Source organism: Paenibacillus sp. RC334, assembly GCF_030034735.1.
GTDB classification, from domain to species: Bacteria; Bacillota; Bacilli; order Paenibacillales; family Paenibacillaceae; genus Paenibacillus; species Paenibacillus terrae_A.
On record NZ_CP125370.1, the window covers coordinates 2018420 to 2040088 of the forward strand.

15 protein-coding genes are annotated in these 21669 nt (G+C 47.8%); 11 read left to right on the forward strand and 4 right to left on the reverse strand.

The window, feature by feature from the left end; all coding sequences use genetic code 11:
• The first annotated feature begins 98 nt into the window (after positions 1-98).
• A complete protein-coding gene (locus QMK20_RS09570; RefSeq protein ID WP_283655527.1) occupies positions 99-854 on the forward strand; it encodes a hypothetical protein in 756 nt (251 codons plus the stop codon).
• 197 nt (positions 855-1051) lie between these two features.
• Here QMK20_RS09570 and nrdF read toward each other — a convergent pair whose 3' ends face one another.
• The 3 genes from nrdF to nrdI all read right to left on the reverse strand — a co-directional run bounded on the left by nrdF (position 1052) and on the right by nrdI (position 4654).
• Positions 1052-2017 (reverse strand): class 1b ribonucleoside-diphosphate reductase subunit beta, encoded by a 966-nt coding sequence (gene nrdF, locus QMK20_RS09575; RefSeq protein WP_044646970.1) that lies wholly within the window; start codon positions 2015-2017, stop codon positions 1052-1054.
• Positions 2018-2223: 206 nt separating this feature from the next.
• Positions 2224-4308 carry a class 1b ribonucleoside-diphosphate reductase subunit alpha gene (gene nrdE / locus QMK20_RS09580; RefSeq protein ID WP_283655528.1) on the reverse strand — a complete coding sequence of 695 codons (2085 nt, stop codon included), beginning with the start codon at positions 4306-4308 and terminating at the stop codon, positions 2224-2226.
• Complete coding sequence (nrdI, locus tag QMK20_RS09585; protein ID WP_044646968.1) at positions 4295-4654, reverse strand: class Ib ribonucleoside-diphosphate reductase assembly flavoprotein NrdI; 360 nt, start codon at positions 4652-4654, stop codon at positions 4295-4297. Before nrdI ends, nrdE begins: the two co-directional genes overlap by 14 nt.
• A 487-nt stretch (positions 4655-5141) precedes the next feature.
• On the opposite strand from nrdI, the gene QMK20_RS09590 reads away from it, so the two are divergent.
• Positions 5142-5714, forward strand: a complete 573-nt coding sequence (locus tag QMK20_RS09590; protein WP_283655529.1) for a GNAT family N-acetyltransferase — start codon at positions 5142-5144, stop codon at positions 5712-5714.
• A 249-nt stretch (positions 5715-5963) separates the two neighbouring features.
• Here QMK20_RS09590 and QMK20_RS09595 read toward each other — a convergent pair whose 3' ends face one another.
• Positions 5964-7655, reverse strand: a complete 1692-nt coding sequence (locus QMK20_RS09595) for an ABC transporter substrate-binding protein (protein WP_283655530.1) — start codon at positions 7653-7655, stop codon at positions 5964-5966.
• A 280-nt stretch (positions 7656-7935) separates the two neighbouring features.
• On the opposite strand from QMK20_RS09595, the gene QMK20_RS09600 reads away from it, so the two are divergent.
• From QMK20_RS09600 to QMK20_RS09640, 9 genes are all read left to right on the forward strand, one after another.
• On the forward strand, positions 7936-9003 hold the full coding sequence (locus QMK20_RS09600; protein ID WP_283655531.1) for a LacI family DNA-binding transcriptional regulator: 1068 nt from the start codon (positions 7936-7938) through the stop codon (positions 9001-9003).
• A 212-nt stretch (positions 9004-9215) separates the two neighbouring features.
• Complete coding sequence (locus tag QMK20_RS09605; RefSeq protein ID WP_283655532.1) at positions 9216-11768, forward strand: beta-mannosidase; 2553 nt, start codon at positions 9216-9218, stop codon at positions 11766-11768.
• Between the two features lie 298 nt (positions 11769-12066).
• A complete protein-coding gene (locus QMK20_RS09610; RefSeq protein WP_283655533.1) occupies positions 12067-14394 on the forward strand; it encodes a helix-turn-helix transcriptional regulator in 2328 nt (775 codons plus the stop codon).
• Positions 14395-14580: 186 nt separating this feature from the next.
• Positions 14581-15627: an ROK family protein gene (locus QMK20_RS09615; RefSeq protein WP_283655534.1), complete on the forward strand. Its 1047-nt coding sequence runs from the start codon at positions 14581-14583 to the stop codon at positions 15625-15627.
• A gap of 19 nt (positions 15628-15646) precedes the next feature.
• Entirely contained in the window at positions 15647-16789 is a 1143-nt protein-coding gene (locus tag QMK20_RS09620; protein ID WP_349362252.1) for an MFS transporter, read from the forward strand.
• Between the two features lie 464 nt (positions 16790-17253).
• Positions 17254-18864 carry an extracellular solute-binding protein gene (locus QMK20_RS09625; RefSeq protein ID WP_283655535.1) on the forward strand — a complete coding sequence of 537 codons (1611 nt, stop codon included), beginning with the start codon at positions 17254-17256 and terminating at the stop codon, positions 18862-18864.
• Positions 18865-18894: 30 nt separating this feature from the next.
• A complete protein-coding gene (locus QMK20_RS09630) occupies positions 18895-19797 on the forward strand; it encodes an ABC transporter permease (RefSeq protein ID WP_283655536.1) in 903 nt (300 codons plus the stop codon).
• A gap of 22 nt (positions 19798-19819) precedes the next feature.
• On the forward strand, positions 19820-20692 hold the full coding sequence (locus QMK20_RS09635; RefSeq protein WP_283655537.1) for a carbohydrate ABC transporter permease: 873 nt from the start codon (positions 19820-19822) through the stop codon (positions 20690-20692).
• Complete coding sequence (locus QMK20_RS09640; protein ID WP_283655538.1) at positions 20689-21651, forward strand: sugar phosphate isomerase/epimerase family protein; 963 nt, start codon at positions 20689-20691, stop codon at positions 21649-21651. The genes QMK20_RS09635 and QMK20_RS09640 overlap by 4 nt, the downstream gene beginning before the upstream one ends.
• Positions 21652-21669: the final 18 nt, after the last annotated feature.

The following is a 21669-nucleotide window of genomic DNA, read 5'->3' on the forward strand; positions in this document are numbered from 1 at the left end:
TATAGTATGGGTGGCCTTATCAGTTTTTACAAGCACAGGGTAATATGTGTGTAACTGATCTTTGATGATCAAAATGGAGAGACCTGAGGAGGTTGACGATGTTAGTCCCTAACGAGATTTTGTCTATATGGGAAAAGTTTAATACCTTTCCGATGGAGACGTTAACGAAGGCTTGGTTTTATAGGAAAACGGACGGAAAGAAACAGAGAGATGTGTCTTTAATGAAGGAGCACCATGAGCGGTATGGGATTACAGGTAATTGTTTTGACTTAGCGATATGGCTGCTGCACGAGTTTGAAAAAGAAGGAATTGAAGCTTATCCTATCGGCCATGATTTGGGGACAACAGAGGCACACGTCGCTGTAATAGCTAAAAATGAAGATGGCAGACGTTATTTATGCGATTTGGGAGACCAATGGTTGATTCCAGTATTAGTAGATGCAGATCATCCAAGCTTTACATCAGAGAGATTAACAGGATTTTTTCCAGCAGCAGAAATTGAGGTTCAACCGCATCAGGATGCCGTTACAATCTTATATCACAGACCTAATGGTAAAATGAGTCGTCAGAAGTTCGATCTTGCACCATTGGAATTCTCGACATTTTGGAAGGCGGCGGAAATTTCTCAGAACACGATAAAAAAGTCGCCTTTGCTAGAATGTAGAGTTTCGTATTTATCCGAAATTGCACATTGGGAGTTTTATAACTGGTCGAGTTTTCTGAGTACGACGGCTGGAATTATAAATGAACCTGAGATAAAGGATATTAAAGCATGGTGTGATCGACTCCATCAAAAAACAGGGTATAATGAGGGTTTTCTTTTGGAAGTATTACAAATATACAAAGATATGTGACTCAGTATGCAGAGATGACTATAACAGCGAGTGGATGGATTCTGGAGAAGCGAAGCGTTCGCCTTTGCCGGGGGACTCTAACCTTAAATTCTAATCCAAAAGAATCCCCTGACAACAGCGATCGGAAGAACTATCCACTTGCGGAGTGGTCTTCCTCAGCATCACCTAAACAAACTATTTTCACATATACCTATTACCTACACTCCAAAATTAAAATCATCATCAGTCAGCGGCTCCACATTCATTGCACGCACGTAGCCGTTTCCTTTTTTAGAAAAGAAATCATGCTGCTTGGTGTGGGTGCTGATGCCGTTGAACACAATCGGATTGACTTCTTCTTCCTCAAATAATGGATCAAAGCCCAGGTTCATCATGGCCTTATTGGCGTTGTAGCGCAAGAAGACTTTGACATCGTCCACAAGCCCGATAGGAGCATAAATTTGCTCGGTGTATTGTTCCTCGTTATTGTGCAAGTAGCGCAGCAACCCTACCAGCGTCTGGTACAGATCGCGTTGCTCTTCCTCGTCCAGCTCTGCATAAATCTCCTGTGCCAGCACACCTACATAAACACCGTGAATACTTTCGTCCCGCAAAATCAGGTCGATAATTTCTCCGCTGCATGTCATCTTGCCCTGACCCGCCAGATAGAGAGGATAGAAGAAGCCGCTATAAAATAAATAGCTTTCTAACAGCACTGACGCTGCCATAGCGAGATACAAGTCTTTTGGCGTATGAATATTCATATAATACTGACGAATGGTTTCCGCCTTGGTCTGGAGATGCGGATTTTCCTCTACCCAACGGAATATATTATCAATCTCTTCCGTAGAAGCCAGGGTTGTAAAAATACTGCTGTACGACTTCGCATGAATTTGCTCCATCATCGCCATAAAGCTCAGTACAGCTTTGCGTTGCAGCCCATCCACATGCTCCATAATTTGCGGCATACCCACGCCGCCTTGAATCGTGTCAAGCAACGTCAAGCCGCCTAATACTTTCATGTAGGCTTCTTTTTCAATATCACTGAGGGTTACCCAGCTCATTTTATCGTCGGACAGCGGAATTTCATCATCCGTCCAAAATTGCATAATGTTCTGATTCCAGAACATCAGTGTGAAATCATCGTCCGAGCGATTCCAGTTTACAGCTTGTATACCTGTCATTGTTTAGCATTCTCCCTTCAGCTTCCGAGATTTCCTAGAGTCATAATGAAATGACATAGGCGAATCACCGTATGCTTGACATACGGAAGCTGCATCCGCGAGGCCGTGTCCCAACCCATAAAGGGTGAACATCACGCTGGATACAGCTTCTAATGAAAAGCATCCATACATATGAGGACTTCTAATTATAAGCTATCCATACGGTCTTAGATCGAGCAGGTGAGGCACTCTTCCACAGACAGCTTTTTGGTACGTGTGTAGTACAACGATTTGAGTCCTTTGTGAGCAGCATAGAGATAGCAACGCGCCAATTGGCGTGTAGTCACGTCACTGTTCACATGAAGCACTGTCGAAATTCCTTGATCCACGTGAGGCTGGATTTCGGCAATCAGGTCAAGCACTTTGAACTGATCCATTTGATAAGCGGATTTATAAAAGAACACATTATCTCTTTGCAAGTAAGGCATTGGATAATAGGTCGTCGAGTTCGCATAGGTACGTGTTTCAATTTGTTCCACGATTGGCATTACGCTGGACGTCGCATTTTGAATATATGAAATGCTGGCCGTCGGCGCAATCGCCATACGGTACGCGTGATACAAGCCGTTCTTCTGCACGTCTGCCTTCAGCTTGTCCCAATCCTCTGGAGAAGGAATATAGATGCCGTTGAACAGCTCTTGTACACGTGCCGTTGTCGGACGGTAATCGGTATTCAGATAACGGTCAAAATACACCCCAGTCGCATAATCCGATTCCTCAAAGCCATAAAAGCTTTGTCCGGCCGCTTGCGCGATCTCCATGCTTTTCTCCAGCGAGTGATAGTTCATCGTCATAAAGAAGGTACGGACAAAATCCTTCGCTTCGTTGCTTTCATAAGCAATTTTGTTCTTGGCAAGGTAGCCATGCAAGTTCATGACACCCAGACCGACAGAATGCATCTCACGGTTTGCCTTGGCAACACCCGGCGCGTTCGCGACTTGGGTCATATCGCTGACCGAGGTCAGGGCAATCATCCCCTCGTGAACGGATTCGCGGATTTTCCCATGCTCCATCACATTTACAATGTTGAGAGAAGCCAGATTACAGCTGATATCCCGACGAATTGTATCCTGTTGACCGTAATCTGCAATTTCAGAGGTTTCCTGTAATTGGAAAATTTCTGTGCACAGGTTTGACATTTTAACCTGACCCACGTTTTTAAGAGCATGTGCCTGATTAGCGTTACTTTTGTTCATCATGTATGGATAGCCGGATTCCAGCTGGATCATGGCAATTTTGGTCAACATGTCACGCGCGCTCATCGCAACCTTTTTCTTCACCCGGTCGTCAGCAAGCAGTGTATCGTACATTTCATCCAGATCCATATCGTCCAGATGCGTACCGTAGGCCTTGTACACACTGTAAGGAGCGAATACATGCAGCGGCTCATTATCCTGAGCCAGCTTATAAAAGCGGTTCGGAACAATCAGTCCGATGGAGAGTGTCTTGAGGCGTACTCTTTCGTCGGCATTGATTTTTTTACTATCCAGGAACTCCAGTACATCCCAACCGAAAATGTTGTAGTATGCAGCGCCGGAGCCTTTACGTTGACCCATCTGATCCGCGTAGGAGAAGCCGTCCTCCATCAGTTTCAGCACAGGCATAATTCCTTTAGCCGCGCCTTCTACACCTTTAATCGCTTCGCCACGTGACCGCAGTTTCGACAGGTTGACCGCGACACCGCCGCCGATTTTGGACAACTGCATGCAAGTGTTTAGCACGTAGTTGATCGAGTTGAGGGAGTCGTCCATTTCGAGCAGGAAGCAGGACACCAGTTCTCCACGACGGCTTTTGCCTGCATTTAGGAAGGTTGGCGTAGCCGGCTGGAGACGCTGCTCCATCATCGAGCGGGACAACAGGCGCGCCGTATCGGCGTTACCCCGTCCCAAATGCAGGGCGACGACCGCCACCCGGTCAGGATAGTGCTCCAGATAAACCTTACGGTCATTACTCTTCACTGCATAATCCGTATAAAACTTGGATGCTGCCATATAGGAAGGAAATTTAAAATTATAACTATGAGTGATATGGAAAATATCCTTAATTTCGTCAGCTGTATAGCTACTATAGAAATTTTCGTAATAATCATTCTCAATCATGTAGAGCACTTGAGCCGCTGTATCCGCAAACTTCAAGCTCCGTTCTTCGACTTCCTTCATAAATTCGTCTACAGCCTCTTGGTCCTTTTCCAATTGGAAAAAGCCATCTGTATCGCGTTTCATCAACATGTTGTTCAGTTCAATATGCCGCAACTCGGCTCACCTCCTGTTTGAAACGCTCTACATCGCCGAACGTTCCGGATAATTCAAATTTACTGATGACAGGCACGTTATAATGGTCGGAGATCAAATCCGCGCTTTTGGCAAAGCTCTCGCCCCAGTTACGGTTGCCGCTGGCAGCCACACCCACGAGGTTTTGAGCATTTTTTTGCAAAAAGGAAGATACCCTCTCAGGTATCTGTCCAAACCCCGTTGTATATGTAATGAGTACGTATGGTTCCTCTATAGTCATTTGCTCCTGGATTTGGACCGCCGGAAGCTTGAGCTTCCCGATAAATCTTTTTACATTGCCGGTCTTGGAATCATAGGCAATCAGCATTGTATTCATCCTCCTTGACATTTGGCAAAACAGCATCTGTCCAAGGCTCGAAATCCTGTAAAGATTCGCAACCCCTTGCTGGCTGTGCTTCGCCAAAATTTTAACGCCTATTTATATCGGTACTTCCATATCTGTATTTTAAAGATATATGTGTAAAATACGCGTTGCACACTATATTTAGAGTACGATTTCTATTTTATATCTATATATAGGTGAGGTCAATCACTTTTAAAAGGTTGGGCACAAGGATTGGGGGCAAGTCCAAGCGGGGGGCGGGATAAGCAGAATAACTTTTTTTTTCGTGCGAATTTTACAAATGTACTGGAGTTTTGAGGGATGAAGATGTACGATTTGTCAATAGGAGATACTGTGGTAAATCTACCTTTTACTGTAGGGGGGATACGTATGATGGGAAATGGATTTATGGATTCAGGGTCGTTTGATGCTATATTAAGATACCATTACATAACCGAAGGGAAGATGTACTATGCCGCATATGATTGGGGAACGCATCGTATTGAGGGAGTATCGTCAGGAGGATATACCGGAAATACGAAAATGGGTCAATGACCCGGATATTACATGCGGTTTGAGCGATGTTTTTACTTATCCTCATTCTCAGACGAATAGCGAAGCCTACGTACAGATGATGATCGACGGTAACTCCGAGATCAAGGGCTTTGTTATTGCGCATAAAGACACACTGGACTATATTGGACAACTGGATTTATTTAAAATCAACTGGATGAATCGGCATGCCACGCTCGGCATTGTGATTGGACGCGACGATAACCTGGGCAAAGGCTACGGACGTGAAGCGATCCGGCTATTACAGAAATTTGTATTTCATACGCTGAATCTGAATCGGCTGGAGCTGGAGGTCTATTCATATAATGAACGTGCATATCGCTGCTATCTGGCCTGCGGCTTCAAGGAGGAAGGTCGGCTGCGGCAAAAGCTGTTCAGAGAAGGCCAATACTATGACATCATTCAAATGGGCATTTTGCGAAGTGAGTATGAGGCTGCGGAGCAAACGACGGAATCTTCGCAGAACGTGTAGGGAAACAGACAGTCATCATCGTGTCATGTATATATGGAATGAAACAGAACGTTCAATGTAAAAGGGCTGAACAGCATCAGGCTGTCAGCCCCTGTAAGCTTTCATTCATATAAGCCAAACTCGAACTATAAGCTGACTTGAAAAAATAAGCATCAAAACGGAGTAGGCGGAATGGTGCTGTACAAGCGAAGCACCATCCGACTGCGTAGTGGCACAGTAAGTAACTTTTAAGTTCAGCTTATTTGATCGTTATTTTTCTGCGTTCCACAGCTTAAGCCGATTTTGGATCAGTCCGGTGTAGATTTCTTCAGCCTTCGGCACGCCCGCCTGATCCAGCTCTTGGAGCATGCGGTCATAGACAGCATCAAATTGATCGGGCTTGGCGAGTACAGCCTCGGGAATCCGTTTGCGCACAATGTCCTGCGACTTCTGATAAATGACATTGTAGTTCGTATTGGTCGGAACGGGCATGTTGTAGGCGGCGCCCCATTCTTTCACTGGAAAATCCTTTTCGTTCGGGAACAGGTCCTTCCACGTTCGAGCATTGTAGGCTTGCAGGGATTTTTTTTCGGCCCGGCTGTAATTTTCGGTAATCATCTCGGGATAGTTCGTCGTATAGTAGTTGCCGGAAGGGTCCTTGATGCCGTCACCGTAATGCGGTCCCCATATCCAATATAAACCGATGCCCGACTCTCTCATAAAAGCGGAATTATCGGTGTTTTTACGTTGCTGCACATCGGGCGGAATAACCCGTTTGCCATTCTCTACTTTGTAATGCTGGCCTTCGATTCCCCAGTTGCGCAAAATTTGTCCTTCGTCGGAGGCCAGAAAATCCAGAAATTTGATGGCACGCACGGGATTTTTGCACGAGGTCGTAATTCCGATCCCGTATGCAGCATCAAAGCCAAGCGGCTGGAGGGAATGATCCTCGTATTTCTCGCTTAACGTAACCGGGAAATGCGCGTAGGTAAATTCATCCTTGCCCGCCGCTTTGAGCGCGTTTTCGGCATCCTGATAATTCCACTCCTGATCGATGAGTCCAATCACACGACCTGCGGCGATTTTGGACTTGTATTGATCGCTTTTTTGCACAAAAGTATCCTTATCCAGCAGTCCTTCGTTGTACATATGATTCAGCCAGCGAAAATATTCCCGTTCCTCCGGGCGTTTGTAGTGGAGAATGGCTTTACGCGTCTTGGGATCGATATAATACTCTCCATCGTCCGGTCCGCCTGTAGCGGTAACTGCCGGATTTGTCACGGTAATTTGAATTTTCCAATCTTCGGCATCAAGGGAGAGGGGGATGGTAGGCTGACCGTTAGTGGTGGGATATAGGGCTACATAGTCCTTGAGTGCTTTTTCAAAATCCTGAACCGTGCGAATTTTCGGATAGCCGAGCTTCTCGAGTGCCTGATGCTGGATTTCGAACCCCGCTTGTGCGTCAAATGCGATGTGATCTACGCCCAAATTTGTCGGAATGGTATAGATGGCAGGGTCGTCATTGCTATATTTAATACGGTTAAAATAGTCTCCGTACACTTTCTTGATATTGGGGCCGTATTTATCAATCAGGTCGGTTAAGTCAATGAGTGCCCCGGCATCGACCAGCTTACCGACATCGCTTTTGGGATAGACCAGGTCAGGATACTCTCCGCTGGCAGCCATCAAAGCAAACTTTTCCTCACTCCGGCCATTGACGGCATGTTCTCCGTTCAGTGTCACGCCCGTTTTTTTGATAATTTCCTGTCCAATTGCATCTTTCATGTTATTCCAGTTCGAGCTGGCGTCACCACCAAAAAAAGTAAGTGTAACAGGACTGGTATCATCGGGATTTTCCTTTTCTGCCGTACCGCCTGTTCCGTTTGCGCAGCCCGTCGTGACGAGTAGCAACAAAGCCAGGAGCAGGATGGAGCCTTGTCGTACCGACCTGATCTTGAACATCTGCAAAATCCCCCTTTATAAGTATGATTTACATAATGTAAGTGCTTTCAATAGTAAATTGTAGGAAATACCGAACCCTACGTCAAGTCATTTATGTTGATTTGTTATGTGTTTGTTTTTTTATTATGCAAACATATTTTGGTGGATGGTGTGGATTTGTGTAAATCTATCGTTTGATGATATAAAACAAAGTGTGCTACGATGATACCAGTTTATGGGTACACCCATGTATTGGAAAGGCAGAGGCAAAAAAAGATTCCGAATAGGGTTGGGTGAGAAGATGCGTGGAAAAATAACGTTGCAGGAAATTGCGGATGCGGCCGGTGTTTCAAAGTTCGCTGTTTCGCGTGCATTGTCCGGCAAGCCCGGAGTAAGTGAGGAGACGAGGGCAGTGTTGGTCAAGCTGGCTGCCCAGATGGGCTATTTTCGCAATCATCCAAAGACAACGGGGGTGGAACCTCGGGACACGGATGCCGGGGAATGGTCGGGAACTGTGCTGGTGTTATTTCCGAATATACGGCACCAGAACAGAGAATCCAGGTATTGGGGTCCTGTGTTTGAAGGCATTTCTGAGCGCCTGAATGGAAAGGGAATGAACATGCTGACGTTAACGGAGCCTTCAACAGAGGATATGTTTTCTTTGCTGAATCCAGAAGCGATCAGGGGCATTATCACAGTGGGGTCGATTTCTACTTCTATATTGCTGAATATTTATCGGATGAGCATTCCGGTCGTCATGGTGGACCATTGGGATGCTGCGTTTTTAAGCGATACGGTGTTTACAGATAACCGCACATGTATGTCTGAACTCATGAGAAATGTGCTGTGCAGGGGCTATACCCGTTTTCAATTTGTCGGAAATATCGACGATGCTCACAGTTTCTATGAACGTTGGGAAGCTTTTCGCTCCACACTGGAGCTTGGAGGAATAGACTTAAAGCAAAACGGAGCTTTGCTCCACATGGGAGCGCAGAAGCTCGCCGAGGAATTGGACAAGCTGACCGAGGATGAATTGCCGGAGATCTTTGTATGTGTGAATGATGTGACTGCCGGGCACGTGGTGGATGTGCTCAAACGAAAGGGAATTGACGTCCCAAGGCGCTGTGGAGTGACTGGTTTTGACGATACGAGCGAGCAGATGCCGATTTATGCTACGGTGAGAGTGGATAAGGAGCTGCTGGGAATGCGTGCGGTGGATCAATTGCTATGGCGTATAACCAACCCGGATTCGCCCGTCGAGAAAAAGCTGCTGCACGCGGAGCTAGTCATACGGGAGGGGTATGCGCCGCGGCTCAGTCAGGGAAATGATGATCATGAACACCCGATTAGTACAATCAAATATAGTTGATGTCCAGATGTAGATGATTGAGCTCAGTACATGGGGAAGATAAAAAAGTCGCTTTTAGCCTTTTTTGGGCGAGAGCGACTTTTCTTTGTTGTTTTTCAATTTGTTTTTTTACAAAAAACGATTTGACTAATTTGTTAGCTTAATGTTATTTTTGTTATGTTTATAGAGGAGCCAAGATGTTCCCAATCATCCTTACAGGGAGGCTTGCGACGATGTTCAATGTGACAGGGTTGGATAACTGGAGGTTTAGGGAAGCGCAAGGTGATGAGTGGCTTAGCGCGAAGGTACCGGGATGTGTGCATACGGACCTTTTACGACATGGTAAAATTCCTGATCCTTTTATCGGAACGAACGAGGAGAAGGTACAATGGATTGACAAACAGGACTGGATATACGAAGCCCATTTTGAAATGAGTGTGGAACAGCTTCAGTGCCCGTGTGTAGAATTGGTGCTGGAGGGCTTGGACACGTATGCGGAGGTAAAAGTGAATGGACACCCCGTTTTGACGGCCAACAATATGTTTCGGATGTGGAGACGGGATGTGAAGGCATGGGTTCAACAGGGAGAGAATCGGCTGGAAATCGCGTTCCGTTCTCCAATAGCTGAGGATGTGCCCAAGCTGGAACAACTAGGTTACGCTCTTCCTGCGCCGAATGATCAGTCCGAAGCAGGTGGTTTGGCGGACAAAAAGGTAAGCGTTTTCGCGCGCAAGGCTCCTTACCATTACGGTTGGGATTGGGGACCGAGGCTGGTGACGAGTGGCATTTGGAGAGAGGTGCGCGTGGAGGCATGGTCCGGCCTTATCGTAAGGGACTTGTTTATCCGGCAGGATGAAATAAGTGCAGAGGGAGCCAGACTCACGGCTGTGGCAGAGATTGAGAATGCGGGTGAGATCAGAGAAGCCGATCTGCGTATTTCCGCTGACGGCAGGGAGTGGTCGAAGCCTGTTCGTTTGTTGAAGGGAAGGCAAACGGTGGATCTGGAATTGTATATGGAGCAGCCAAAGCTGTGGTGGTGCCGGGGACTTGGAGAGCCGCATCTATATACGTTTGCAGCTGAGCTTGTGGAGCGGGATGAAGGAGCTGTAATCGCGGAAAAAACGGTGAAGACGGGCTTGCGTTCGATTCGTCTTGTGCGTGAACGGGATGTGGTGGGAGAGAGTTTTTATTTTGAACTGAACGGGGTTCCAGTGTTTGCGAAGGGAGCCAACCATATTCCGAATGACAGCTTTGCCCCTGAAGTGACACGGGAAAGGTATCGGCATGAGATTGCCAGCGCTGCCGCCTCTCATATGAACATGTTGCGGGTCTGGGGCGGCGGTATTTATGAGGAAGACGTATTTTATGAGCTTTGCGATGAATACGGTTTATTGATATGGCAGGATTTTATGTTCGCGTGCAGTATGTACCCGGGCGATCAAGCTTTTTTGGACAATGTGGCTAAGGAAGCGGAGGACAACATCAAGCGTCTGCGCAATCATCCATGTATCGCGTTATGGTGCGGCAATAATGAGATTGATTCGGCTTGGGCGCATTATGAGGAGAAGGGAGGCTGGGACTGGAAAAAGAATTATACGCCAGCGCAGCGAGAGCGCTTGTGGTCTGATTATGAGACGCTCTTTCACCGGATTTTACCGGAAGTGGTACACAGCTGGTCCCCGCAGACGGCATATTGGCCCTCGTCTCCACTGATCGGCCTGTCTGAAGACCGAAATCAGCATGCTCATCCGTCCTCGACGGCTGGGGATGTTCATTACTGGGGCGTGTGGCACGCATCTGAGCCTTTTGAGAATTACCATGTGCATGTGGGGCGTTTTATGAGTGAATATGGCTTTCAGTCCTTTCCCGAATACAGGTCCGTGCGCGCTTATGCGGAAGAGAACGATCTGGAGCTGGAATCTGCGGTAATGCTGGCCCATCAAAAGAACGGGGCGGGCAATCGCCTGATTAAAGAATATATGGAACGGTACATGCGGGAGCCGAAGGATTTTAAAGCTTTTCTTCCCATGAGTCAGATTTTACAGGCGGAAGCGATGAAAATGGCCATCGAGGCGCATCGGCGTCGCAAACCTTACTGCATGGGCACATTGTATTGGCAAATGAATGATTGCTGGCCCGTTGCCTCCTGGTCGAGTATGGACTATTTTGGTCGCTGGAAGGCGCTGCAATATACGGCTAAGCGCAGCTTTGTAGACGTGTTGCTGAGCGTGGCGGATACGGAGCAGGGTAATAAGGAGCTGCATATTGTCAACGATACGCTAAAACCTGTTCAAGGCACGCTGCGGCTGACGCTTTTGCATATCCGGGGTAGTAAGGCCATCCGTGAAGAGGACATTCAGGTAGAGCAGCAAGCTAATGCAGCGGGGTCGGTACATATACTGCCTGCCGACAAATGGCTGAAGGGCCTGAACCCTGCTGAGCATATGCTGGTCGCACGTTTGATACAAAACGGTGAACCGGTGGATTCCTGTGAAGTTTATTTTGCTGACACAAAAGAGATGCATTTGCCGCAGCCGAATATTGAAGTAACAGAGGTGCAGGGAAGCGGAGGAAGCAGCTTTAACCTTCGCTCGGATGTATTGGCGAGGCATGTATGGCTGTCGGCGGACCAGGAAGGCATTTTCAGCGACAATCATCTGGATTTGGCTCCCGGTATTCCTAAAACGGTGGGATTTTTGGCTCTGGGCAGAGGGAGCTCGGCTTTTGAGGCAGCTTCTCCAGGCAAACTGACGGTACGCTCGTTGCTAGATTGGATACAAGATTAGAGAACAGATCAGGTTTATCCGTACTTCATTTAGGCGGATAAGCCTTTTTTTGTTGTAAACATGATTTTGTGATGATATGTACAGCGCTTTCGTTGTGTTAGTATATTTAACAAAAAATAAGTTTTTAAATTTAATGTTAATGGATATTTGTGAGAAATCTATCTATTTAGCCTCTAATTTTGGTAAAATAGGTTCAAAGTATAATCAAGATCGCATTAAAGCTGACATCACGAGTATGCTTAGTGTTGGACGAAGGTCTATAAAAAGGGTCATGAAAGCATTAGGCGGCAGGGGGTATATGATGCGAAAGAGCTGGTACAGGAGATTGTTTTTTTCCTATTTCCCGATTTTTATGTTGACCGTGTCTATTCTCATTTTTTTATCCTTCCTGATCGTGAATGAGATATCGCGTAATGAAACCGGGAAGGCGAATCGGATCACGACCGGATTTGTGATGGACAGTGTGGAAAAGTCGCTGACGAAGGTAGAAATGGACGTATTAAGCGAGGCGGAAACCAATAAGAGCTACAGCTACTTTCTGAATGGACAGGCGCAGAGCGGCAGTACGATGTTGTATGGACTGGCAGGAAGCTTGCGTGCGCTCAAGGATAATCATGAATTGGTACATTCTATTTATATTTACAGGATGAAAGATCAAAAGGTACTTACCAGGAGCGGACTTCAGGATGCCAAGACATTTGGCGATTATCCGTATATCGAGCAGGCGCTGCGGTCTGAGGATCGGCAGTGGTCACCAGTGCGGGAATGGAAGGAGCCGGGCAAACATACGTCAGATCGTGTGATTTCGATGCATAAGCGTCTTCCGTTGCCGTTCGGGGGACAAGGGTTGCTGGTGGTCAATATCGGTGTGTATCCGTTAGAGCAAATGATCGGTCAAATGACGAATCCGGCGGTTTCTTATCTGGTGATTAAGGATGGCAATGGGCATACGATCTATCCGGTTGCATCCGGCGCAGGGGGAGCTGTAAAAGAGGAAGACGGACAGCAATTGACTCATCTGCCGTCGGCCCGGCTAGGGTGGAGCTTCGAAAGTGGCATTCGTGCCGGGCAACTGTTCGAGTGGGTGTCTGTGATTTCTTATGTTTGGATTGTGCTCGGGCTGGCTGTTGTCGTATTGGCAGTGATCTACATTATTTATGTAACACGCAGAAATTACAGGCCGATTCAACTGATGATGCAGCGCATTCAACAATTGCCGGGCCGCCCCGGTGAGGAAAACAACAAAGATGAGCTGTGGATGATTGATCACGCGCTGCAAAGTCTGATTCGGCAAACGGTCGATTATGAACAGCAAGAGCAGGCGAATGTACTTATTCGGCGACGACAGCTGTTCCTTGACCTGATGGAAGGTACAACCATGGAAACGGCCGCGGTGCGTTTGGATAATCTGTCTCCTTTTGTGGACGATACCCAGAGAGAGGCTATCCGTGTCTACGCCGTCATGGTGGTAGAGCTGCATGATCTGGAACTGGAGCAGCCGTACACAACAGAAGGACCACAAGCGGGTAGTAGAAGTTCGAATGAGCATGGAAGTGAAGATCAACGCCTAAGCCTGTCGTTGCTTGGTGTGATGCAGGAGCTTGCAGCCACTTATGGTTGGCAGGGCTGGGCAGAATGGATGAGCCGCGAAAGAATTGCCATTTTGCTGCGGAAAGAGGATGGTGATGGGGAAGGGTTGCTGGCTGTGAAGCTGCAAGAGATGGCGCAAACGGGCTGCGAGTGGCTACAGGGTCATCTGGGTGTACAGCTCACCATCGGAATTGGTGGTCAAACTCAAGAGCTGGAGTATATTAAGGATTCCTATCGGGCGTCTGTTTCTGCCCTTCGGTATCGGCTAACGCTCGGGGTACGCGATATTGTGACCAGTGACCAGGTTCCGCAGGACAATGAAATTCCGTTATATACGTATCTGCCGTTGATTTCAGAGACGATCCGTTCTTTTCGGCTGGCCAGCCATGATTGGCGTGGACAGTTGGAAGGTATATTCGCAACGATGGAAACGGACAAGTTGAAGGATGGGGATATTTTAACCGTGATTCAGTGGTTACAGGAGCTGCTGGAAAGGGAAATGCGCGAGATGAAGGACGTGTCGGGCGCATTGGATCGTTATTTTAACGGTTCGGAGATGGAGAGGTGGAGATTTGAGGTGGAGTCTGCTCCTTCGCTGGCCCTGATGCACACCCTGATGCTGGAACACATGACCACCGTGTACCGGACTTATGTTGCAGCCAGTGAAACCAAGAGCTATCGGGCTATGGTCAGTGAGATGAAGCAGTATATTGAAGAGCATTATACGAACCCGGATTTATCTTTGAATCATTTGAGCGAACGTTTTGATGTATCGCCTAAATATGCCAGTCATCTGTTTAAAACTGAGTTTGATATGAAATTCGTGGATTTTTTGACCCGGTTGCGCATGAACCATGCCCAGCAAATGCTGTGCAACACTACAGAGACGGTTCAGCATATTGCCACCCAGGTCGGTTATGCCAATTCGATTACCTTTGGACGGGTGTTCAAGCGTGTGGTTGGTGTAACGCCGGGAGATTATCGCAAGCTGAGAATGAAGCCGGAAGATTCATCGTTAACAGGGGGAGCGCTTTAGGCGCTCGCCTTTTTTGCTTTTTCGTTAAAAAGGCGGGCAGACGGTGTCGGTTTATGGGGCGGAATTTAGTTTATTGCGGCACAGGGGGACAAATGCGATACTTATGTCCATATCTTGAACCTACAGGGCGTCAACGGCCGATGTATTGGCAGGCATGAGGGCGAATCGGAATGACGGAGGATGGCTATGGCGGACATAGATGTACAAAAGCAATATGGGGATGAGCCGAAGGCTTCCGGCTGGGCAGCAGGCATTGATGTCGGCGGGACGAAGACACTGATCTGTATCGGTACAGCGGAACGGCAAGTGGTAGTGAGGCATAAAATTCCGACGGTTCATACGAAGGATGCAGCCTTTTTCTTTAAGTGTCTGTTCGAGGAACTGGAAAGCTGTCTGGAGCAGGAAGGCTTGACGCTGGAGCAATTAAAAGGAATCGGAATCGGCTTTCCCGGTGTGGTAGATAATGATAGCGGCATGATCACTCATGCTCCGGCGCTCCAATGGAATATGCACGACAGCACACGTGACAGTGGTGCGCATGGCGGTATACGATCTGTCATTGGACAGCGCTATGGCGGACGCTTGGTGCTGGATAACGATGTGAATATGGCTGCGTTGGGAGAGCAATGGCTAGGGGCGGCCCGGGGATTACGTCATGTGATGATGGTAACGGTGGGAACAGGCATCGGAAGCGGTCTTATTTTGAACGGGGAGCTGTACAAGGGAGCGGCCAACGGAGCTGGTGAGATGGCCTACTGGATTGCAGGCGAGGAACAGGCGCGGCAAGCGGCAAAACGGAAAGGGACGGACGAGTTCGGTGTGTTCGAATCTTTAACGTCGGGTACGGCAATAACACACAGTGTAAAATCGGCCCTCGCATCCGGCATACCATGTACGCACATGGTACGGCTGGCGGATGGACAACGGGAACATGTTGGGGCGCGACATGTTCTGCAAGCAGCAGCCGAAGGAGATGTGGAAGCACAGACGATTCTGGAGCCTGCGCTGGCTCATATGGCGATGGCTTTGACGAATGTCATCAGCTTGCTGAACCCGGAAATGATCGTTGTAGGCGGCGGTGTGGCTGAAGGGAGCGCGTATTATTTGGATGAAATTCGGCAAAGAGTAGCCTTATGGACGGACATTCCTTGTACCATTGTACCTGCTGGGCTGGGTAATGAAGCCGGGGCCATCGGAGCGCTGGCGACGATTCTGGGCAGCAAGGTACGCTAAACAACAGGGAGGATTCCAGATGGTTGGCTCACAAATGCTGAAGCTGCGAGGCTTTTATTTGTTTATTGGTTTGGCCGGGGGGATGTTTAACCCGTATTTGACCTTATTGCTGGTTCAGAACGGTTTGACGAGTACCAGTGTTGGTGCGCTGATGGCGATCGGTACGCTGGTATCCATTCTGGTTCAGCCAGTATGGGGAATTATTGTGGATCAATACCGTCAAATGCGGCTGGTGCTTATTTTGAGTGTGGCTGTCCCGGGTGTAATGGCGGTATGTTATCAGTCGGAGCAATTTGTGCTGATGGCGCTTGTTTATTCGATCATGGCTATATTCACGGCAACACAGGCGCCGATCGCTGATTCCTATGCGATCGTGACAGCGAAAAAGGCAGGAGCGACCTACGGCAGCATACGATTTATGGCGAGTATAGGTAATGCGGTGGGCGGTTATGCCGGAGGGCTGTTTGTGTCGCTTCTATCGGTGTCCATGATTTGGGTGCCTTTTTTGGTACTGAACGGTCTTGCGGCCCTGACGGCCCTGGCGCTTCCGAAAAATACGGAGGAAGATCTGGCGTTGCGCAAATCGTTTTCTGACGGTATCGGTCAATTAATCCGTAACAGGACGTTTTTAATATTTTTGGGTGGCAGCTTTTTGGTAAATCAGACGTTGACCGCATTTAATACCTATTTTGTACTGGCCTTTAAAATGTCGGGAGGACCTACAGAGTTGGTCGGGGTTGCTTTGCTGGTTGCTTCCATTACGAATGTGCCCTCTATGCTGCTGGCTTCCAGGGTGATTCGCAGGATTGGGCTGGAGAGAACCCTTTTGCTAGGGGCTGTAGCCTATATGCTGCGCTGGGGAGTTCAACTGGCATTTCCTGATCCTGCGGTTATGATCGCTGTGCAGGTGTTGCATGGGTTGTCGTTTGGATTTTTCTACATTGCGGCTGTTGAATATGTATCGCATGTGACGGAAAAGGATATGCAGGCCACCGGACAAAGTGTGTTCAATATGGTATTCGCCGGACTGGCGGGCATTGTAGGTAATCTGTTGAATGGATACCTCCTTCATGCCGGGGGGGCCACAGTTAATGAATCTCGCTTGTCTGATCAGCGCGACCTTAGGTGCGTTAATGATGGTTTATGTATCACGCAGCCGTAAAGATGGAAAGACAGAGAAGGTGCGCAAGCTATCCATGAGTCTTCCATCAGAGACTTCGCCGTAGGAGTAGTATAGTGAAGCTACTACATCGTTAAAACTTAACAAAACACAGAGAGCATCCCAACCCTGATGAGAGGGAGGATGCTTTTTTTGCGTAAAAGCAACTTTTAAGTCACTTGATATGGCAACATACCTAACGCGATTCGAACGGAGAAAATAGTTTATCCGCAGGAAAATAGTGATCTTTTATAAAAGTAAGCGTTTTATCGTATTAAGTAATCGCTTTCATCTAAACTGTTTATGATCGGGAAACTAGTTTATTGTCAGTTTTCCTACGCTCATGTCATACTAAGGCACATCCCGGACCCGGAGGAACAGACACATGCCGATGCATGATATGCCATAACCTCCTCATTAAAGAAGAGGGGACGAACGGGAAAAAGCAGACAAAGGGGTGTTCAGGAATGAGAGGAAATAAGGCCAAAGGAACATTGAAGAAGCTGCGTCTGCTGCTTGCAGCTACGGTTGCACTGTCGATTGTATTGAGCGGATGCTCGTCAGGTGAGGCGGACAAAAGTTCGACTGCTGCTACCGGAGACAAGGGTGGTTCATTGAAGGTTGAAATTTTTGACAGAGGCAACACACCTCAAGGCTACACCATTACTGACAGCTATTTAACCCGTTATGCAAAAGAGAACTTTGGCAAACCCAACAATATTGATCTATCGTATGTGCCTGTTCAGCGCTCGGAAGAGGTTACCAAGCTGAATGTCCTGATGGCGAGTGGCGGCGATGTACCTGATATCGTATTCACTTACGATTCCGGCACTTTTGAGCGGTACGCAGAGCAAGGTGGGCTGACAGATTTGACTCCGCTACTGAATGAGTATGGCTCGAATCTCAAAAAATTCCTCGGTGAAGATACGCTGAGCTACGGTCAGGTGGAAGGCAAGCAGTTCGCCATTCCGGGCAAGCGCACTATTTTAGGGAAATATTCTTCCTTTATACGCCAGGATTGGCTGGACACACTGAAAATGCCTGTCCCTAAAACGACAGACGAACTATATAACACGCTCAAAGCGTTCAAGGAAAAAGACCCCGGCAAGACCGGCGGCAAGGTGATTCCAATGGGGATGACGATGGAGCCTGGACAATATGATTCGCTGCTGTGGTCTTTTATCAAGCCAGTGACGGATGAGCAGAAATATACGCTGACTCAAAAGCTGGGTTCCCGTGACTATCCGATCCTGCTGCCTGGATTCAAGGATGGAGTTCAGTTTATGAACAAGCTTTACAATGAAGATCTGATCAGCAAGGATTTTGGTTTGGATAAGGATAAAAAACAGCTGACTCAGGACATTCAAAGCGGCAATACCGGCTTTTTCAGCGAGGATTACGACAACATTTTTTACAATGACTCGGCTTATCCAAATCTGTTGGCCAACCAGCCGAAAGCCAAGCTGACGCCAATGGACCCGTACACGAACAGTGAGGGTAAGCATGCTAAGCCGGAATTTGCATCCAATGGACTCTACATTATGGTGCCTAAATCCAGTGAGCATGCGATTGAGGCGATCAAGTACCTCGACTGGATGTCTTCCGAAAAGGTGCTGCTCGATATGCAAAATGGTGTGGAAGGCGAAAATTATACCTTGAAAGACGGAATTCCAGTCGCCAAGGAAAACCCGACACAAGAAGCACAAGACCGTATCTATAATCAGGGCGATGTAGTTATCGTAGCGAACGGCAAGATTGCAGGCGATGATGAGAAGAACAAGGAAGCCTTTATTTTGGGTATGCCGTCCCAGTTCCAGGGGGAAGTTCGCAAAGCAATGGATATTTCCAACACGGATACCATTCCTCCGCTGAAATTTGACCATCCGATTAAATCCGAGTCCAAATACAGCAACTCGCTGCTGGACAAGTTTGATGAAATGGTCGTCAAATCGGTGATGGCGCCGTCCGCACAATTTGATGCAACCTTTGAAGCTACGTTGAAGGATTATATGGTAAGCGGCGGTCAGGCGATACTGGATGAGCGCACCGAGGCTTACAAGGCCATGACAGGCAAGTAAGAAGGCGGAACGTAAAGGAGGAGACAGCGCATGAAAGGGAACGTTTACTTCCGCAGATATTGGCAATTATACGCGTTGCTTGTGCTGCCTTTGGCCTACTTCATTGTGTTCAAATATGGCCCGATGTGGGGCGTGCAGATTGCATTTAAGGATTTCAACTTTTTCCAGGGAATTACGGGAAGTGAATGGATCGGATTCGACGCGTTTCGGGAAGTGTTCCGCATGGACGATTTCTATAGAACACTGCGCAATACCATCGTGCTGAATTTGCTTGATCTGCTGGTATCTTTTCCGGCACCCTTGGTCCTGGCGATTTTACTCTATGAAATGAAAGTAGTTTGGTTTAAAAAGCTTTCGCAAACGATTTTGTATATTCCCCATTTTATCTCTTGGGTAATTATCGGCGGGATTGTGTACCAAGTATTTGGTACGCAGTCCGGCATGATTAACAATGTGCTGACCTCGCTCGGGTTTCAGGCGATTCCATTTTTGACGGATAAAAATGACTGGGTGATCACGTATCTGCTTACAGGTGTGTGGCAAAGTGCAGGCTGGGGAACGATTTTGTACCTGGCTGCCTTGACTGGAATTAACCGGGAGTTGTTCGAGGCCGCTGAGGTAGATGGCGCAGGGCGTATGAAACGAATTTGGCATATTACCATCCCGGGTATGAAAACGACGATTGCTACGCTGCTCATCATTAATCTGGGCAATATGATCACCATTGGCTTTGATCGTCCTTATGTGATTGGCAACGTGGCGGTTCGGGATTATTCCGATGTGCTAAGTACGTTTGTATACCGCATCGGGATGGAGTCTGGGCAATACACACTGGCAACGGTGGTTGGTTTGTTCCAAGCCGTGGTGGGCCTGATCTTCGTACTGGGTGCGAACTATGCTTCCAAGAAGCTGACGGATGAAAGTATTATGTAAGTGGTAAAGGAGCTGACATCTGATGAGTGAACGTACTGCGAACCGCACCTTTGATATTGTAACCACCCTATTGGTGGCTGTGGCTGTACTGCTGTGTTTGGCCCCGTTTATTCATATTTTGTCTATTTCCTTCAGCTCAAACCGGGCTATTACGTCCGGGGAGGTTACCCTGTTTCCGGTTGAGTTCAATTTGAAGGCGTATGGAAAAGTTTTCTCCGACATGAGCATGATTCGTTCGCTCGGGTTTACGGTCATGCTGACCGTGATCACGACGGTGCTGAGTATGCTGATGACGGTGATAGCTGCATACCCATTAACGAAGAAAAATTTAAAGGGCCGCAAAACGATCATGTTCATGATTGTAGTCACGATGTTTTTCAGTGGCGGTATCATTCCAGAATACATTCTGGTGCGCGATCTGCATTTGCTGAATAATATAGGGTCCCTTATTTTACCAGGTCTGATCAGTCCGTTTTATCTGATTATTCTGATTTCATTCTTTAACGGGATTCCAGAGAGCTTGGGAGAAGCGGCAGAGATTGACGGCAGCAGCCAATTCGGCACTTTGATTCGGATTGTGCTTCCGCTGTCCCTGCCCGTCCTGGCGACATTAAGTCTGTTTTATGGTGTGGGGCGCTGGAATGGGTTTCAAGATACGCTGATGTATATTCAAAACCCGGATTTGTTCCCGTTGCAGCTCAAGCTGTATCAAATGATTCAAAATAACATGGTGTCCGAGCTGTCGAGGCTGGAAGGAGCGAGCGGCGCGAGAATTACACCTGAAGGGCTGAAGGCGGCGAGTGTCATTTTCGCAACGGTTCCGATCCTGCTTGTTTATCCATGGCTGCAAAGATATTTTGTCAGCGGCGTGATGCTTGGAGCGGTGAAAGGATGATGACGATGAAGGCGAAGGGGGAATACTCCTTTTCCACCTGTTGGAATTTAAAAAGGCATACTGTCGGCCAGGAGCTTGTGGAGGAAATCCGCGAGCTGGGCTTTGGCAGGGTGGAGCTGAATTATAACATTACCCGGGAAATGCTGACGACGATTGAGCCTATGATTGAGCGGGGAGAAATCGGAATATCTAGTGTGCATAATACGTTTCCATATACGCCTGACCCGGATTACGGTACGGATTCCGTTCTGCTCGGATTTGATGATGAGACGAAGCGAAAACGCGCAATAGAGCTGCTGGTACAATCTGCGGAATATGCGCATCGTTATGGTGCAAAGGCGGTGGTTGTACATCCCGGAGAGGTTCCGTTTCCTTACGATATCAGCGGTGAGCTGGAAGTGATTTACCGTGAGCAGGGCAGGGATTCGGCTGCTTATCAGGCGCTGTGGGCACAAATGCTGGAGCGGCGGAATGCGCTGAGCGGGCATTATGTACAGCGTATCCGCGACAGTCTGGAAGAGGTGTGTGACCGTATCGCCTCCAAGGGCTATGATGTAGCAATTGGTATCGAAACGCGTTCACGCTGTTATCAGATGCCTACCTTACAGGAGGCCAAGACGATCATAGACGATTTGAAGGGCGCCCCTGTATATCTGTGGTATGACATTGGACACGGCATAATTATGGACCGAATGGGGCTGTACGATAATGCCAAGGAAGCCAATGAAATGATCGACTATATTCTCGGTGTCCATATTCATGAAACGATAGGGTTATCCGATCACTGGTGCCCTTATATTCATAGTGGTGATCTGGAGTTCTTTGATCGTTTTGTGAATATTATCCGGCAAGCCCCAATTAAGGTCTATGAGCTGAAAGCAGCTTGTCAGCCGGAGGATATTGAACGGAGCCATGAGTTGCTGACAAGCAAGATAGCGAAACTTCAGACGCAAGGATGATCAACGATTATGCATATC